Below are 16,854 nucleotides of genomic sequence, written 5' to 3' on the forward strand. Positions count from 1 at the left end.
CAGCGCGGCGTTGTCCGGCTCCACCGCGCGGGCGAAGCGCACATTGCTGCGCGTATACTCGTGGGCGCAATAGACCCGGGTCTCGGCGGGCAGCGCGGCCAGCTTGTCGAGCGAGGCCAGCATCTGTGCCGGCGTGCCCTCGAACAGCCGCCCGCAGCCGCTGGCGAACATCGTGTCGCCGCAGAACACTACGGGCCCGATGCCGGGCAGGTCGCCGGTGTAGGCGATATGCCCGGCGGTGTGGCCGGGCACCTCGAGCACCCGCAGCCGCAGCGCCGGCGCCTTCAGCTCGACCTCGTCGCCCTCGCGCACCGCGCGGGTACGATGGCCGATGCGCTCGGCGGCCGGCCCGATCACCGGCGTCGGTTCGCCGTCGGGTCCGGCCGGATACGCGGCCAGCAGGTCGGCCACGCCGCCCTGGTGATCGGCATGGTGGTGGGTGATTACAATGGCGCCCAGGACCAGCCCCGTCCGCGCCAGATAGGCGAGCACCGGCGCGGCGTCGCCCGGATCGACCACGGCGGCGGCATGACCGTCGTCGATCGCCCAGATATAGTTATCCTGGAAAGCGGGGATCGGCTCCACCCTCAACATACGTGCTCCTATGTCCAAGCGTCCGATTATAGATTGGGAAAACTGGCTGGCCTCCCCGCCCGGCCAGTACATGCTGCGCTGGGAGGAAGGCCAGTACGACCGCACCGTGGCCGACATCTTCGGCTACCACGCGGTCCAGCTCGGCATGCCGGTGCTGGACACGCTGCGCGAGAACCGCATGCCGTTCGGCGCGCTCGCGCTGGACGCCCGCAGCGGCCCGCACGGTCCGCGCGCCGCGGAAACCGGCATCGCCCCCGGCCCGCAGCTGCTGTGCCGCTTCGACGAACTGCCCTTCGATACGCAGAGCCTGGACCTGGTCACGCTGCCCCATGTGCTCGAATTCTCCGAGGATCCGCACGAGGTGCTGCGCGAGGTCTCGCGCGTGCTGATGCCCGAGGGACGCGTGGTGGTGTCCTGCTTCAACCCGATGAGCCTGTGGGGCGCGCGGCAGGGCCTGAACCGGCTCGGCGCCGATCCCTTCCTGCCGACCGACGCCCAGTCGATCGGGTTCGTCCGCATCAAGGACTGGCTCAAGCTGCTCGGCTTCGATATCATCCGCGGCCGCTTCGGCTGCTATTGCCCGCCCTACCGCACCGACCGCTGGCTGCAGCGGGCCGCCTTCATGGAGAAGGCCGGCGATCGCTGGTGGCCAATCTTCGGCGCGGTCTATATGCTGTCGGCGGTCAAGCGCGTGCGCAACATCCGCCTGGTCGGGCCCGCCTGGAAGACGCCCAAGGCCGCGCTGGCCCCGGTGGCGGCGCCGGTCGCCACGCCGAACGGCACGCACGGCAAGTCCCCCGACGAAGAGAAGACGTGAGGCGCGCGCCCCAACCTGCCTGACCAGCCCATTCCCGAGCACCGCCCGCTCGGACCGATTCCAACCCGTTCGCCCCGGCGGACACCCGGCGCCGGCGACGTCCCGCTGCACCGGTTCCCACCGTTCATCGATGCAAGAAGTCACGATCTATTCCGATGGCGCCTGCAAAGGCAATCCCGGCCCCGGCGGCTGGGGCGCCGTGCTGCTCGCCAATGGCCACGTCAAGGAGCTGTTCGGCGGCGAGGCCAATACCACCAACAACCGGATGGAGCTGACCGCCGTCATCGAGGCGTTGCGCGCGCTGAAGCGGCCTTGCAAGGTGCAGGTCTGGACCGATTCGCAGTATGTGCAGAAGGGCATCTCCGAATGGATCCGCGGCTGGAAGGCGCGCGGCTGGAAGACCGCGGAGAAGAAGCCCGTCAAGAACGCCGACCTGTGGCAGGCGCTCGACGCCGCCGCGGCCGAGCACGACATCTCGTGGCACTGGGTACGCGGCCACAACGGCCACCCGGGCAACGAACGGGCCGATGCGCTGGCCAATCGCGGTGTCGCCTCGCTCACCGGCGCCCAGGTTGAGTAGAATGCCCGCCATGCGACAAATCGTACTGGACACCGAAACCACGGGCCTGAACGCCGCCACCGGCGACCGGCTGATCGAAATCGGCTGCGTCGAGCTGGTCAACCGGCGGCTCACCGGACGCAACCTGCATTTCTATATCAACCCGGAGCGCGACATCGACGCCGGCGCGATCGCGGTGCACGGGCTGACGGTCGAATTCCTGGCGGACAAGCCCAAGTTCGCCGAGGTGGTCCACGAGATCCGCGATTTCGTGCAGGACGCCGAGCTGATCATTCACAACGCCGCGTTTGACCTCGGGTTCCTCGACATGGAATTCCAGTTGCTCGGCCTGCCGCCCTTCCGCAAGCATGTGGGAAGCGTGATTGATACGCTGCTCGAAGCGCGCCAGATGTTCCCCGGCAAGCGCAACTCGCTCGACGCGCTGTGCGAACGGCTCGGCGTCAGCAATGCGCATCGGACGCTGCACGGCGCACTGCTGGATGCGGAGCTGCTGGCCGAGGTCTATCTGGCGATGACGCGCGGCCAGAACTCGCTGGTGATCGACATGATGGACGCCAGCGCGGGCGCGGGGCCGGCCGCGGTTGCCGCCACCGACCTGTCGGCGCTGCGCCTGCCGGTGCTGGAACCGACCGAGGACGAACTGGCGGCGCACGCCGCGGTGCTGAAGGAGCTGGACAAGGCCAGCGGCGGCAAGACGGTATGGCAGGAGGCGCCGCAGCTGGAAGAGGCGGCATGACGCCTGACCGCGAGCCGGGAGCCAGGGTCCGGAGGCAAAAAATTCGCCGAAGGGCTTTACAAGATACAAAGGTCCTGACATAATCTCGCTTTCTCTGCTGCACGGCAGTTTCAAGCGCAGTAGCAGGGGTGGTTAGCTCAGCGGTAGAGCACTGCCTTCACACGGCAGGGGTCACAGGTTCAATCCCTGTACCACCCACCAGATTCGCGGGACACCGCATGAAAAAGGCCCTCAGACGAACGTCGAGGGCCTTTTTCTTTTGGTCTTGATTTGGCCTTGATTTTGCCCTGATCCACCTCAAGGCACCCATCCCGGCAATTCTGCCGCCTGCCGTATCCAGTCCCCCACCCGCTTCTCGTCGATCTCGTCGGTTTGGTAAATGTCGAGATACCGCGTATCCGGGTCCTTCGATTCCCCGGGCGGCAGCGGGCGCAGCGACGATCCTTTGAAAAAGGCCACCTTCACGTACCGCGTGAAGCAGTGGAAGCTGAGAAACCAGCCCTGCCCCTCCACGCCATAGAACGGCGAATTCCATTTCACCGCCTTGCGGACGTCCGGCACGGTGCGCACGATCAGCGCGTCAAGCTTTTCGCCGACCTCACGCTTCCAGTCCGGCATGGCGGCGATGTAGGCCTGCACCGGGGCATCGCCGTCGCCCTTCGGGATCTGCGGATTGCCGCCCGACAGCAGGACCGGCTTGCCGTCGGCGGGCGGCTTATGCGCCGATTTATTGGCCGATTTCTGGGCCGATTTCTGGGCCGATTTCTGGGCCGATTTCTGGGCCGATTCGTCGGCCGGTTTTGCCGGGGAGTTTCTTGCCGGCTTCGCCGCGGCGTTCACCGGTTTCGCAGGCGTTTTGTTCGTTGCCATCGTATTCACCCCCAACGTCACAAGTCGAGCCTGTCAAGGACGGGCCTGGACGGCCGGCCGCTGAACCGGACCGATCCTATGTCGAATGCCGGCCGTCAACAACCACCGGCGCCGTCTGGCCCCATTCGCGGGAAAGCGCAATACCCCACCAATCGGGAATAGCAGGCGCCGCCGGCAGCCTCTAGGATTGCCGCGCCCCGGTGCAATGCCGGGGCGCCATCCCGATAGAACAACAAAGACAACCCTTCGAGAATTCCATGAACAAGACCCTGCTGATTGCTTCCATGGCACTGGCCCTCGCCGCTTGCGGCGGTGGCGGTGGCGACGACGACGGCCCCGCGCCGCAACCGGCCACCTCCCCCGCCGAAGGCCTGTACACGGGCAAGACCTCGGCGAACCAGGACATCGCCGGCCTGGTGCTCGACGACGGCACCTACTACGTGATCTACACCTCGTTGGCGCCGGTCTCGCTCGGCGTGATCCAGGGCAAGCTCAGTGCCGCCAATGGCAACTTCTCGTCGAACGACGGCAAGGACTTCAGCGTGACGTCGCGTGGCATTTTCGATGTGGCCATCAACGGCACCTACGCGACCAAGGGCAATCTGAATGGCACGGTGCGCTATCCGGCGACGGGCCAGACCGCGACCTTCACCAGCACCTACGACAAGAACTACGAGCTGACGCCGTCGCTGGCGACGCTGGCCGGCACCTACAGCGGCACCTCGGTCATTCCCGAGGGCGGCGAATCGGCGACGATCACCGTCGCCACCTCCGGCACGATCAGCGGCGCGGGCGCATCCGGCTGCCGCATTGAAGGCGCCGCCAAGCCGCGCGCGCGCGGCAACGCCTACGACATCACCGTGACCTTCGGTCCGTCCCCGTGCGCCCGTCCGGGGCAGAAGATGAGCGGCGTCGCATATTACAGCGCGGAGGATCGCAGCCTGATCGCAACCGGCACGACTTCTGACCGGTCGGCAGGCGTGCTATTCGTCGGCACGCGGTAAGCCGACAGGCGCCATGCCGCCAATCCCATCGGCGGCATGGCGTCATCCTCGATCATGGCCGGACACGCCGACACTCAAATCTTCATGAATAGCGGATTGTCGTATCGCTGATACGACAATCGAACTCGACCGCCCCCGGAGCCGCTGCCGCTGACGTTATAGACCTGACGGCAAGGCATGCATCCCCGCCGCAGGCGCAGCCATCACGCCGCCGCCAGTCACCTGATCAATCGCCCCGATCACCTCCGGCACATCCGGCACCACGCCTTCATTGCCGATCGACACCGCGCGGCCCGGCTCGAAAATACCGAAGTGCTCGCACGACGTCGCGGTAAACAGCATCACCGAGGGCTTGCCTAGTGCATGGGCGAGGTGGACGAAGCCGGTGTCCGTACCGATCACCAGGTCCGCGGCGGCGACGCGCTGGGCGCATTCGGTGATCGTCATCCTGGGCAGCACCTCGGCGTCCGGGATGCCGCGGGCCAGCACTTCGGATTGCTCCTTTTCCGCGGGGGAGCCCCAGGGCAGCTGCACGCGATAGCCGCGGGCGTTCAGCTCGCGGCCGACCGCGATCCAGCGTTCCGGCGGCCATTTCTTGATCTCCAGCGAGGTCGCGTGGAACAGCATCGCGCGCGGCACGCCGTCGGTATTGAGTGGCGCGGCCGGAGCCGGGATGCGCAGTTCGTAGTGTTCCTTCGGGTCGAGCTCGTAACCGAGCGCCTTGGCGGCGACCAGGCGCATCTTGTGGCGGGCGGTGGCGTCGCCATGCGGCGCGAAGATGTCGGTATAGAACATCTCGGCACGCGCTTCTCCCAGGTGCCTGGCGGCATAGCCGAAGCGGCGGCGGGTGCGGGCCAGCCAGCCGACGATGGCGCTCTTGTAGACGCCGTGCACGTCCAGTACCACGTCGTACTTCTCACGGCGCAGTTCGCGCACCGCGGCGAGGATCGCACGCAGGTCCTTCCATTGCTTGGACTTCTTGTAGCCGCGCAGCGGAGGCGCGATCACGCGGTCGACGCCGACCGTCCAGCGCGGGATATCGGCGCAGGAGGCATCGGCGACCCAGTCGATCTTGGCCTCGGGATAGGCGTGCCGCAGATCCCAGATCAGCGGCAGCGTGTGCGCCATATCGCCGAGGGAGGTGATCTTGATAACCAGGATGCGCTTCATGGGTGCAGGAGCGGGCCTTTGCCGCGGGGCTGGATTTTGCGAAGGCCGTAGTATGCACCAGAGGCTGGGCGGGGGGCGTGTCCGAAGGTAACCGGGGAAATTTGAAGCCGGGCGTGCGGTGGTTGCCCTCTCCCCGGCCCTCTCCCCGGCCCCTCTCCCGCACGCGGGAGAGGGAGAACTGCTGTGGGCCGGTCAGCCGGCCCACCCCATCACCGCACCTTGCCCTCCTTCCACGCCTGCAGCAGCTTCTCGTAGGCGATGGTCTCGCCCTTGGGCTTCTCGTTGGCCAGCTTCTTCCACGGCGCGTGCTCGTCGGACAGCCACTTGGCCGCATCGCCCTTGGGGTTCAGCTTGGGCGCGCAGGTCGCCATGCCCGCGCGCTGCAGCCGCGCCATCACCTGGTCCATTTCCTCGGCCAGGCTGTCCATCGCGGCCTGCGGGGTCTTCTCGCCGGTCACCGCGGTCGCGACGTTCTTCCACCACAGCTGGGCGAGCTTCGGATAGTCGGGGACGTTGGTGCCGGTCGGCGTCCATGCCACGCGCGCCGGACTGCGATAGAACTCGATCAGCCCGCCGTACTTGGCCGCGTTCTTGGTCAGGTACTCGTGGTTGATGTCGCTGTCGCGAATGAACGTCAGCCCGGTCAGCGACTTCTTCAGCGACACGGTCTTCGAGGTCACGAACTGCGCATAGAGCCAGGCGCCCGCGAGGCGGTTCGGGTCGGTCTTCTTGAAGAAGGTCCACGAGCCCACGTCCTGGTAGCCGTTCTGCATCCCCTGCTTCCAGTACGGGCCATACGGCGACGGCGCCATGCGCCACTTCGGCGAGCCGTCCGCGTTGACCACCGGCAGCCCCTTCTTGGTCATGTCGGCGGTGAAGGCCGTGTACCAGAAGATCTGCTGCGCGACCTGCCCTTGCGCCGGCACCGGGCCGGCCTCGGAGAAGGTCATGCCCATGGCCTGCGGCGGCGCGTACTTCTTCATCCAGTCGACGTACTTGGTCAGCGCATAGACCGCGGCCGGGCTGTTGGTGGCGCCGCCGCGCGCAACCGAGGCGCCGACCGGCGTGCACTTGTCCGCGGCCACGCGGATGCCCCACTCGTCGACCGGCATGCCGTTGGGCAGCCCCTTGTCGGCTGTGCCGGCCATCGACAGCCAGGCATCGGTGAAACGCCAGCCCAGCGACGGGTCCTTCTTGCCATAGTCCATATGGCCGTAGACCTTCTTGCCGTCGATCTCCTTGACGTCGTTGGTGAAGAAGTTGGCGATGTCCTCGTAGGCCGACCAGTTGGTCGGCACGCCGAGGTCGTAGCCATACTTGGCCTTGAACTTCTCCTGCAGGTCCTTGCGCGCGAACCAGTCGGCGCGGAACCAGTAGAGATTGGCGAACTGCTGGTCCGGCAGCTGGTAGAGCTTGCCGTCCGGCGCGGTGGTGAACTTGGTGCCGATGAAGTCCTTGATGTCGAGATCGGGATTGGTAAATTCCTTGCCGGCGCCGTTCATGTAGTCGGTCAGCGGCAGGATTGCGCCATAGCGGTAGTGCGTACCGATCAGGTCCGAATCTGAGATCCAGCCGTCGTAGATCGACTTGCCCGACTGCATCGACGTCTGCAGCTTCTCGACCACGTCGCCTTCCTGGATCAGGTCGTGATTGACCTTGATGCCGGTGATCTCCTCGAACGCACGCGCCAGCGTCTTGGCCTCGTACTCGTGCGTGGTGATCGTCTCGGACACCACGTTGACCTGGGTCACGCCCTTGGCCTTGAGCTTGGCGGCCGCGTCGATGAACCACTTCATCTCGGCCAGCTGCTTGTCCTTCGATAGCGAGGACGGCTGGAACTCGCTGTCGATCCATTTCTTGGCCTCGGCCTCTCCGGCCCAGGCGGCATGGCCGCAGGCGAGCGCGGCGGCCACCGCCACCAGCTTCACCGCTAGCCTTGCCCGTTGCTTCAGCGCTGTCATCGATGTCTCCTCGAATGGCCCTTCCCGAAAGCGTTGCGGGTCGCGGCCGGGGAAGGATTGAGCCGCGCTACCTGCGAATACCAACCAGACGCACCTCTGAACCACAGCGAACAACCCCGGGGATCACCCATGAACTCACCCGGAAATCACCCGGAAAATCACCCGGAGATCACCCCTTGCGCATCACCAGCGCCAGCACCGCCATCGACACGACGAAGCTGATCCACACGGACGGCTCCTCCGGCAGCGAGAACCAGTTCATCATCGCCTCGCCCAGTCCGACCCAGGCCAGGTTGATCCATGCCGCGCACATCAGGCCGATGAACAGCCGGTCGCCGCGCGTGGTCGCGATCGGCAGCCAGCCCTTGCGCAGGCGCGTCGGCGAGCGCAGCTCCCAGATCGTCATGCCGATCAGCATCAGCACCACGCAGACGAAGAACACCGCGACCGGCGTGGTCCACACCATCCAGCCGAACATCGCCGTCGTTTCCATCGCCACCCCCGCTCAGACGCGGCCCATCGCGAAGCCCTTCGCGATGTAGTGCCGCACGAACCAGATCACGATGCCGCCGGGCACGATCGTCAGCACACCGGCGGCGGCCAGCACGCCCCAGTCCATGCCCGAGGCGGAGACCGTGCGGGTCATCGTCGCCACGATCGGCTTGGCGTCGACCGAGGTCAGCGTGCGCGCCAGCAGCAGCTCGACCCAGCTGAACATGAAGCAGAAGAACGCCGCGACGCCGACGCCGGCCTTGATCAGCGGCAGGAAGATCGTCAGGAAGAAGCGCGGGAACGAATAGCCGTCGACATAAGCGGTCTCGTCGATCTCGCGCGGCACGCCCGACATGAAGCCCTCCAGGATCCACACTGCCAGCGGCACGTTGAACACCAGGTGGGCGAGCGCGACGCCCAGGTGCGTGTCCATCAGCCCGACGCTGGTATAGAGCTGGAAGAACGGCAGCAGGAACACCGCCGGCGGCGTCATCCGGTTGGTCAGCAGCCAGAAGAACACATGCTTGTCGCCGATGAACTGGTAGCGCGAGAACGCATACGCGGCCGGCAGCGCCACGGTGACCGAAATCACGGTGTTCAGCGCGACATAGATCAGCGAGTTGATATAACCGGAGTACCACGACGAATCGGTGAAGATCGTGCGGTAGTGCTCCAGCGTGAATTGCGCCGGCCACAGCGACAGCGTCGACAGGATCTCGTCGTTGGTCTTGAACGACATGTTGAGCATCCAGTAGATCGGCAGGATCGCGAAGACCAGATAGACCAGCAGGAAAGCGGCGCGCCACCAGCCGCCACGCGAGGCCGGATCATGCATGGGGAACCTCCTCGGCGACGGTGCCCGCGCGCTGCATCCAGTTGTACAGCACGAAACACAGCAGCAGGATGATCAGGAAATAGACGATCGAGAACGCCGCGGCCGGACCCAGATCGAACTGCCCTACCGCCTTCTGCGTCAGGTACTGCGACAGGAACGTGGTGGCGTTGCCCGGCCCGCCGCCGGTCAGCACGAACGGCTCGGTATAGATCATGAAGCTGTCCATGAAGCGCAGCAGCACCGCGATCATCAGCACACCCCGCAGCTTGGGCAGCTGGATATGGCGAAACACCGCCCAGCGCGAGGCGCCGTCGATCTGCGCGGCCTGGTAGTAGGCGTCGGGAATCGCGCGCAGGCCGGCGTAGCACAGCAGGCCGACCAGCGGCGTCCAGTGCCAGACGTCCATCACCAGCACCGTCAGCCACGCGTCGAGCGCGTTGCCGGTGTAGTTGTAGTCGAAGCCGAGCCCGGCCAGCGCGGCGCCGAGCAGGCCGATGTCGGTGCGGCCGAAGATCTGCCAGATCGTGCCGACCACGTTCCACGGAATCAGCAGCGACAGCGCGACGATCACCAGCACCGCCGACGCCTTCCAGCCGCGCGCCGGCATCGACAGCGCCAACAGGATGCCGAGCGGAATCTCGACCAGCAGCACCGCCAGCGAGAAGCCGAGCTGCCGCAGCAGCGCGTCGTGCAACTCGCCGTCGCGCAGCACCGCGCGGAACCATTCGGTGCCGACGAACACGCGCCGCTCCGGCGAGATGATGTCCTGCACCGAGTAGTTGACGATGGTCATCAGGGGCAGGATCGCCGAGAACGCGACGCAGACCACCACCGGCAACACCAGCAGCCACGCCTTCTGGTTGATCGGCTTCATCGGACCAGCTCCTCGTCGACGTAAAAGCAGGTATGGCGGTGGAACACCGAGAACCACGCGGTCTCGCCGGGCCGCAGCGCGGCGGCCTCGTCGCCGAGCCGGGCGCGCAGCAGCGGCGCGCCATCGGCGCTGTCGATGCTCTTGCCATGGGCACCGCTGTCGTGCAGCCGCGCGGCGGCGATCCAGTAGGTGCCGATGTCCTGCGCGCGTTCGATCACCGCGGGCACCGCCTGCTCGTCGTCGGAGCGCGCCGGCCGCAGATATTCGGGGCGCACGCCGATCTTGAAGGTGCCGGCCGCCTGCAGCCGCTGCACGAGGGCATCATCCGCCGGCGGCGCATACCGCCGTCCGGCCAGTTCGATCCAGCCGTCGCGCCAGCGCGCCGGCAGGAAGTTCATGCCGGGCGAGCCGATGAAATGGCCGACGAACGTATGGGCCGGCCGCTCGAACAGCGCATCGGCGGTACCGACCTGCACGGCCTTGCCGCGCGACATGACCACCACCTGATCGGCGAAGGTCAGCGCCTCGGTCTGGTCGTGCGTGACATAGATCAGCGTCAGATGGAATTCGCGGTGGATCTGCTTGAGCTTGCGCCGCAGCTGCCATTTGAGGTGCGGGTCGATCACGGTCAACGGCTCGTCGAACAGGATCGCCGCGACGTCGTGACGCACCAGCCCGCGCCCCAGCGAGATCTTCTGCTTGGCATCGGCCGACAGGCCGCTGGCCTGGCGATCGAGCACGGCCGACAGGTCCAGCATCTCGGCCACCTGCCCCACGCGCTCGCGCACCTGGGCCTGCGGCACGCCGCGGTTGCGCAGCGGAAAGGCGAGGTTCTGGCCGACGGTCATGGTGTCGTAGATCACCGGGAACTGGAACACCTGCGCGATATTGCGCGCCTGCGGCGAGTCGCCGGTGACGTCGCGGCCATCGAACGACACGGTGCCCTGCGACGGCCGCAGCAGGCCCGAGATGCAGTTCAGCAACGTGGTCTTGCCGCAGCCCGAGGGCCCCAGCAGCGCATAGGCGCCGCCGTCGTCGAAGGTAAAGCGCAGCGGCAGCAGCGCATAGTCCTCGTCGCTGCGCGGATTGGGGCCGTAGGCATGGGCCAGGTCCAGGTCGATGCGCGCCATGGCCTCAGTTCCCCTGCCCGTTGGCGCGCCGCGGATGCAAGCGGCGCGGCGCGCGCACGCAGCGTCCCTGCGCATCGAACAGATACAGCTGCGACGGATCGAGCCGCAGCGTCACCGTCTCGCCCAGCGCCAGCTCCAGCACGCCCGGCACCTGGGCGACCAGGTTGCCGACCGCGGTGTCGACGTGCACGAAGGTATCGGAGCCGGACAGCTCGGCCAGCGCCACCCGTCCCGGCAGCGGCACGCCCTCCCGCGCGCGCGGTACGCCGACCGCGAGCTCGTCGTGCCGGTCCGATACGCCATCGAGCCACAGCGTGCCGGCGCGCACGCCGACAGTGACAGGGCCGGCATAGCCTTGCAGCGCATCGCGGGCACCATCGACGGCGTTGTCGATGGCGCTGTCATCCGGGCGCAGCACCACCTCGATGCCGTCGGGCAGATGCACGGCGCCATCGCGCCATTCGCCGGCGATCAGGTTCATCGGCGGATCGCTGAAGGCGCGCGCCACGCGCAGCGAGTCGGGGTAATGGAAGACTTCGGCCGTCGGCCCGTATTGCAGCAGCTCGCCGGCATCGAGCACCGCGGTATGGCCGCCGAGCAGCAATGCCTCGCCAGGCTCGGTGGTCGCGTAGATCACGGTGGCGTCGCCCTGCGCGAACAGCTGGGCGAGCTCCTCGCGCAGTTCCTCCCGCAGCTTGTAGTCGAGATTGACCAGCGGCTCGTCCAGCAACATCAGCGGCGCGCCCTTGGCCAGCGCCCGCGCCAGCGCGACGCGCTGCTGCTGGCCGCCGGAGAGCTCGGCCGGATGGCGCTCGAGCAGATGTTCGATATGCAGCCGCGCCGCCAGCGTCCGCACCTGCCCGTCGATATCGGCAGCGCCGCGCAGCCGCAGCGGCGAGGCGATGTTGTCGAACACCGTCAGCGACGGGTAGTTGATGAACTGCTGGTAGACCATCGACACATTGCGCTGGCGTACCGGCATGCCGGTCACATCAGCGTCGTCGACCAGCACGCGGCCGGCGCTGGGACGGTCGAGCCCGGCCATCACCCGCATCAGCGACGTCTTGCCGGCCTGGGTCGCGCCAAGCAGGATCGTCACCGCGCCCGGGACCGGGGCCAGCGACATCGGATAGAGATGGACCTGCGAACCTGCCTGCTGCGCGATGCCTTCCAGTCTGAGCTGCATCCGGTCTCCGTCAGGGTTCTTGCCCCGCGCGCGGCATGGTTCGGCCCGAAGGAAGGTCGCGCGGTCAGCGGACACAGGGCGGGACGCGAAAAGGGACTCCGGCGCGCATCGATGGCTTGCTTGCTCGTTTTAGTAAAGAAGCGAACAAAAAACAATAGTGCAATGCGTCATTTGTTTTCGTTTTTGTTTGAACTAGAATCCCGGCATGACGCTCAATCCCCGCCAGACCGCTCTTCTGGAAGAAGTCCGCAGCCAGGGCTTCGCCTCCATCGAAGAGCTAGCACGCAAGTTCGGCGTGACCCTGCAAACGGTCCGGCGCGACGTCAATCTGCTGGCGGAGAACGGCATGCTGGCGCGCTTTCACGGCGGCGTGCGGATGGATGGCTCGACCACCGAGAACATCGCCTATCGCCAGCGCCAGCTGCTCAATGCCGAGGGCAAGGCGCGCATCGCGCGCGCGGTGGCCGCCGCGGTGCCCGAGGGCTGTTCGCTGATCCTGAACATCGGCACCACGGTCGAGGAGATTGCCCGCGCGCTGGTCCATCATCGCGGCCTGCGCGTGATCACCAACAATCTGCACGTCGCCAACATCCTGGCCGACAACCAGGACTGCGAGGTGATCGTGGCCGGCGGCGTGCTGCGTTCGCGCGACCGCGGCATCATTGGCGAGGCCACGGTCGAGTTCATCGGCCAGTTCAAGGTCGACATCGGCCTGATCGGCATCTCGGGGATCGAGGCCGACGGCACGCTGCGCGATTACGATTTCCGCGAGGTCAAGGTGGCGCGCACGATCATCGAGCATTCGCGCGAGGTCTGGCTGGCCGCCGATGCAACCAAATTCAACCGGCAGGCGATGGTCGAGCTGGCGCACCTGTCGCAGATCGACCGGCTCTTCACCGACGAGCCGTTGCGGGCGCCGTTCGAGCAGATCGTCGCGGACAGCGGAGTGAAGTGTGTGGTGGCGGGAGACTAAGGGGCGGAGCTGCCCTCTCCCCTACCCCTCTCCCGCAGGCGGGAGAGGGGATGTCGGTGTGCGCGCGCTGCCGGCCTTCTCCACATCCAGCGCGGGCGGTCGAGAGGCAGTCGGTCTGCGGGTACTGACGGTGCTCGCCCCTCTCCCGCGCGCGGGAGAGGGGCGGGGGAGAGGGCAACCCCGGCAACAGCGGTCCTTACTTGAAAACGACCGTCTTGTGCCCGTTCAGCAGGATGCGATGTTCCGCATGCCACTTGACCGCGCGGGCCAGTGCCACGCATTCGACGTCGCGGCCGACCGCGGTCAGCTGGTCCGGGTCCATGCTGTGGTCCACGCGTTCGATCTCCTGCTCGATGATCGGGCCTTCGTCGAGGTCGGCGGTCACATAGTGGGCCGTCGCGCCGATCAGCTTGACGCCGCGATCGTGCGCCTGGTAGTAGGGCTTGGCGCCCTTGAAGCTGGGCAGGAACGAATGGTGGATATTGATCGCGCGGCCCTCGAGCTTGCGGCACAGGTCGTTCGACAGCACCTGCATGTAGCGCGCCAGCACGACCAGGTCGATCTTCTGGTCCTGCACCACCTCGAACACCTTGGCCTCCTGCGCGGCCTTCTGCTCGGCCGACGCGTTCATCAGCGGCAGATGGAAGAACGGAATGTCGTAGGACGCGGCCAGCTGGTAGAAGTCGCGATGGTTCGACACGATGGCCGCGATCTCGACCGGCAGCTGTCCGCTCTTGGCGCGGAACAGCAGATCGTTCAGGCAATGGCCGATGCGCGACACCATGATCATCACGCGCGGCTTGATCGCGGCATCGAACAGCTCCCACTGCATCGAGAACTGCTCGCCGACCGGCGCAAACGCGCTCTTGAGCGCGCCGAGCTCCGGACCGCCCGGGGCCGCGGTGAAATGCACGCGCATGAAGAAGCGACCGGTGTACTCGTCACCGTACTGGTCCGAATCGACGATATTGCAGCCGTGCTGGAACAGCAGTCCCGAAACGGCATGCACGATGCCCGGCTGATCGGGGCACGAAATGGTCAGAATAAAGCCTGGATTGCTCATCGTTGGGGTTCTCTGGAGGGGGCGCGCCCGGCGGACCGGCCGCCTTACGGGGCCCCATACGGCGCGCCGTACGGGGCCCGGTACAGCGCGGCTGCGCTAGTCGGCGAAGCCCGGTACCGGCGGCGCCCAACCGCGCCGGCGCAGCGCACAGAGCGTCACCAGCGTGGCATCGAGCGTCATCGCGCCATCCGCCATGATAGCAAGCGCGGCGTCCGGGCCGACCCGCCGGTGCTCGGCGACCTCACCGTCGCGGTTGTGCGGCACGAAGTCGGCGGGCAGTTCCAGGTCGTACAGATAGACCGTTTCCCACTGCACGCCCTCGTCGATTTCGCGCAGCACCTGCACCGTGCCGTGGGCCTGCGCCTGGGCCGCCAGCCACGGGGGAATGCCGGACTCCTCGTCGCATTCGCGCACCAGCGTGGCCAGCGGATCGCTGCCGTGCGGCATGCCGCCGGCGACCAGGTTGTCCCACATGCCGGGATCGACCGCCTTGCTGTCGCTTCGCCGGGCGATCCACAGCGCGCGCTGGCCGGCCACGATGCCGTTCATGTGCGAGGCGAACGTCAGCAGACCGAAATAGCGCGCGGCCGCGCGTTCGATCGTCGCCAGGGCCGGATGATCCAGCGCCGGCGTGACGGCGAACGCCTCATCGCGCCAGCCGCGCAGCAGGTTGTGCGCGGCCAGTCGGCGGGCCACCGTGGCCAGCGCCGCGGTACGCGCGTCGAAACCATGGATCCGCGGCAACAGCACGACCGTGTCGTCGGCTTCCGTGCCCAGCACGGCGAAGCCGATGCCCTCGGTCCCTTCCAGTTCGCGCAGCGTCTGCGCATGCCGGCGCGGCAGCCAGCCGACCTGCTGGCCGTCCACGGTCAATCGCAGATGCTGGGCGGGATCGAAGCGCGAGCGCGCGCCGAGGCTGGCGGCCACGTTGGCGGCAATGCGTTGTGCAAGGTCGTGGGAAGGGGACATCGACATATTGGCGCCCGGCAAGGGCGTTCTTCTTTCGGCTCCGCCGTACGCAACCGCGGAACCACGGAATCATTGAAATCAGCAGGATGGCAGCCATGACCGACAGCACGACGCCAGCGCGCGGCGAATACATCCTGGCGCTGGACCAGGGCACCAGCAGTTCGCGTGCGATCCTGTTCGATCATGCCGGCAATGTGGTGCGGATCGCCCAGCGCGAATTTCGGCAATATTACCCGCAGCCCGGCCATGTCGAGCACGACCCCTACGAGATCTGGCAATCGCAGCTGGCCGTCGCGCACGAGGTACTAAACGGCGCCGGCGTGTCCGCGCGCCAGATCCGCGCGATCGGCATCACCAACCAGCGCGAGACCGCGGTGCTGTGGGATCGCCGCACCGGCGAGCCGGTCGGCCGCGCGCTCGTCTGGCAGGACCGCCGTACCGCACCGATGTGCGAGGCGCTGCAGCGCGACGGCCATGGGGAGCGCTTCCGCGCCAAGACCGGTCTGGTCATCGACGCCTATTTTTCCGGCACCAAGCTGCGCTGGATGCTCGACCACTACGACGGTGCGCGCGAACGCGCGGCGCGCGGCGAGCTCGCCTTCGGCACGGTCGACAGCTGGCTGATCTGGCAGCTGACCGATGGCGCGCGCCATGTGACCGACGTCTCCAACGCGTCGCGCACGATGCTGTTCAACATCCACGAGTTTCGCTGGGACGACGAGCTGCTGGCGCTGCTCGACATTCCACGCAGCCTGCTGCCCGAAGTGGTGCCGTCCAGCGGCGAGGTCGCGCGAACCGCGGCACGCGTGTTCGGCGCCGAGCTGCCCATCGCCGGCATCGCGGGCGACCAGCAGGCGGCGACGTTCGGCCAGGCCTGCCTGTCGCCCGGCATGGCGAAGAACACCTACGGTACCGGCTGCTTCCTGCTGATGAACACCGGTTCCGCGCCGGTGGTCTCCCAGAACCGGCTGCTGACGACGATCGGCTGGCAGCTCGGTGCGCACGCCGGCGATAGCGGCAAAGCCACCACCCAGTATTGCCTCGAAGGCGGCGTATTCATGGGCGGCGCGACGATCCAGTGGCTGCGCGACGGCCTGCAGATCATCCAGAGCGCGCCCGAGGTCGAGCCGCTGGCGCGGCAATGCGACGACACCGGCGGCGTGGTGCTGGTTCCCGCCTTCGCCGGACTCGGCGCGCCGCACTGGGACGCGTTTGCGCGCGGCACGCTGATCGGCATCACGCGCGGCACGGGCCGCCCGCAGATCGCGCGCGCGGCGCTCGAGGCGATCGCGCTGCAGAGCGTCGACGTGCTGGACGCGATGCAGAAGGACGCCGGCATCGCGCTGGCGGAACTGCGCGTCGACGGCGGCGCCTCGCGCAGCGACCTGCTGATGCAGATGCAGGCCGATCTGCTCGGCACCGCGGTCGTGCGCCCGCGCGTCACCGAAACCACGGCGCTGGGCGCCGCCTACCTGGCGGGCCTGGCCAGCGGCTTCTGGCGCGATCAACAGGAACTGGCCAGCCAATGGCAGATCGAACAGCGCTTCGAGCCGCGGCTGTCGGCCGATGCGCGCGAGAGCCAGCTCGCGCGCTGGCATCG

Annotated in this window: 17 protein-coding genes and 1 tRNA gene; 7 read left to right on the plus strand and 11 right to left on the minus strand. The window is 67.1% G+C overall.

Features of this window, described 5'->3' with window-relative positions:
- On the minus strand, window positions 1-594 hold a 594-nt coding region (gloB, locus tag B551_RS23555), incomplete at its 3' end, for a hydroxyacylglutathione hydrolase (RefSeq protein WP_043442512.1).
- Between the two features lie 10 nt (window positions 595-604).
- Between gloB and B551_RS23560 the strand changes: the two genes are divergently transcribed.
- From B551_RS23560 to B551_RS23575, 4 genes are all read left to right on the plus strand, one after another.
- Window positions 605-1,411, plus strand: a complete 807-nt coding sequence (locus B551_RS23560; RefSeq protein WP_043442514.1) for a class I SAM-dependent methyltransferase — start codon at window positions 605-607, stop codon at window positions 1,409-1,411.
- A 130-nt stretch (window positions 1,412-1,541) separates the two neighbouring features.
- Complete coding sequence (gene rnhA, locus B551_RS23565; protein WP_006576483.1) at window positions 1,542-1,991, plus strand: ribonuclease HI; 450 nt, start codon at window positions 1,542-1,544, stop codon at window positions 1,989-1,991.
- A gap of 10 nt (window positions 1,992-2,001) precedes the next feature.
- Window positions 2,002-2,727 carry a DNA polymerase III subunit epsilon gene (gene dnaQ, locus B551_RS23570; RefSeq protein WP_006576484.1) on the plus strand — a complete coding sequence of 242 codons (726 nt, stop codon included), beginning with the start codon at window positions 2,002-2,004 and terminating at the stop codon, window positions 2,725-2,727.
- A 126-nt stretch (window positions 2,728-2,853) separates the two neighbouring features.
- Window positions 2,854-2,928, plus strand: a tRNA-Val gene (locus B551_RS23575).
- A gap of 96 nt (window positions 2,929-3,024) precedes the next feature.
- Here the strand turns inward: B551_RS23575 and B551_RS23580 are convergent.
- Complete coding sequence (locus B551_RS23580) at window positions 3,025-3,597, minus strand: DUF1801 domain-containing protein (RefSeq protein WP_043442517.1); 573 nt, start codon at window positions 3,595-3,597, stop codon at window positions 3,025-3,027.
- Window positions 3,598-3,854: 257 nt separating this feature from the next.
- On the opposite strand from B551_RS23580, the gene B551_RS23585 reads away from it, so the two are divergent.
- The gene (locus tag B551_RS23585; protein WP_006576487.1) at window positions 3,855-4,601 is read left to right on the plus strand and encodes a hypothetical protein; all 747 of its coding nucleotides are present in this window, start codon (window positions 3,855-3,857) and stop codon (window positions 4,599-4,601) included.
- A 156-nt stretch (window positions 4,602-4,757) separates the two neighbouring features.
- Here B551_RS23585 and waaC read toward each other — a convergent pair whose 3' ends face one another.
- The 7 genes from waaC to B551_RS23620 all read right to left on the minus strand — a co-directional run bounded on the left by waaC (window position 4,758) and on the right by B551_RS23620 (window position 12,249).
- The gene (waaC, locus tag B551_RS23590) at window positions 4,758-5,771 is read right to left on the minus strand and encodes a lipopolysaccharide heptosyltransferase I (RefSeq protein WP_006576488.1); all 1,014 of its coding nucleotides are present in this window, start codon (window positions 5,769-5,771) and stop codon (window positions 4,758-4,760) included.
- Between the two features lie 209 nt (window positions 5,772-5,980).
- On the minus strand, window positions 5,981-7,732 hold the full coding sequence (locus B551_RS23595; RefSeq protein WP_023265143.1) for an ABC transporter substrate-binding protein: 1,752 nt from the start codon (window positions 7,730-7,732) through the stop codon (window positions 5,981-5,983).
- A 169-nt stretch (window positions 7,733-7,901) separates the two neighbouring features.
- Entirely contained in the window at window positions 7,902-8,210 is a 309-nt protein-coding gene (locus B551_RS23600; RefSeq protein ID WP_006576489.1) for a DUF2160 domain-containing protein, read from the minus strand.
- Between the two features lie 27 nt (window positions 8,211-8,237).
- A complete protein-coding gene (locus tag B551_RS23605) occupies window positions 8,238-9,059 on the minus strand; it encodes a carbohydrate ABC transporter permease (RefSeq protein WP_006576490.1) in 822 nt (273 codons plus the stop codon).
- Window positions 9,052-9,933, minus strand: a complete 882-nt coding sequence (locus B551_RS23610) for a carbohydrate ABC transporter permease (RefSeq protein ID WP_023265145.1) — start codon at window positions 9,931-9,933, stop codon at window positions 9,052-9,054. The genes B551_RS23605 and B551_RS23610 overlap by 8 nt, the downstream gene beginning before the upstream one ends.
- Window positions 9,930-11,063: an ABC transporter ATP-binding protein gene (locus tag B551_RS23615; RefSeq protein ID WP_023265146.1), complete on the minus strand. Its 1,134-nt coding sequence runs from the start codon at window positions 11,061-11,063 to the stop codon at window positions 9,930-9,932. Before B551_RS23615 ends, B551_RS23610 begins: the two co-directional genes overlap by 4 nt.
- Window positions 11,064-11,067: 4 nt before the next feature.
- Window positions 11,068-12,249: an ABC transporter ATP-binding protein gene (locus tag B551_RS23620; protein ID WP_006577302.1), complete on the minus strand. Its 1,182-nt coding sequence runs from the start codon at window positions 12,247-12,249 to the stop codon at window positions 11,068-11,070.
- Between the two features lie 205 nt (window positions 12,250-12,454).
- Here B551_RS23620 and B551_RS23625 point away from each other — a divergent pair, with 205 nt between their 5' ends.
- Window positions 12,455-13,222 (plus strand): DeoR/GlpR family DNA-binding transcription regulator, encoded by a 768-nt coding sequence (locus B551_RS23625; RefSeq protein WP_006577301.1) that lies wholly within the window; start codon window positions 12,455-12,457, stop codon window positions 13,220-13,222.
- A 196-nt stretch (window positions 13,223-13,418) separates the two neighbouring features.
- Here the strand turns inward: B551_RS23625 and purU are convergent, their stop codons facing one another.
- Together purU and B551_RS23635 are read right to left on the minus strand one after the other, a co-directional pair.
- Window positions 13,419-14,285 carry a formyltetrahydrofolate deformylase gene (gene purU / locus B551_RS23630; protein ID WP_006577300.1) on the minus strand — a complete coding sequence of 289 codons (867 nt, stop codon included), beginning with the start codon at window positions 14,283-14,285 and terminating at the stop codon, window positions 13,419-13,421.
- A 96-nt stretch (window positions 14,286-14,381) separates the two neighbouring features.
- A complete protein-coding gene (locus B551_RS23635; protein ID WP_043442520.1) occupies window positions 14,382-15,254 on the minus strand; it encodes an NUDIX hydrolase family protein in 873 nt (290 codons plus the stop codon).
- 95 nt (window positions 15,255-15,349) lie between these two features.
- Here B551_RS23635 and glpK point away from each other — a divergent pair.
- Window positions 15,350-16,854, plus strand: a 1,505-nt coding sequence (gene glpK / locus B551_RS23640; RefSeq protein ID WP_023265148.1) for a glycerol kinase GlpK, incomplete at its 3' end; no start/stop codon positions are given.

The organism is Cupriavidus sp. HPC(L) (assembly GCF_000307735.3).
Taxonomy (GTDB): Bacteria; Pseudomonadota; Gammaproteobacteria; order Burkholderiales; family Burkholderiaceae; genus Cupriavidus.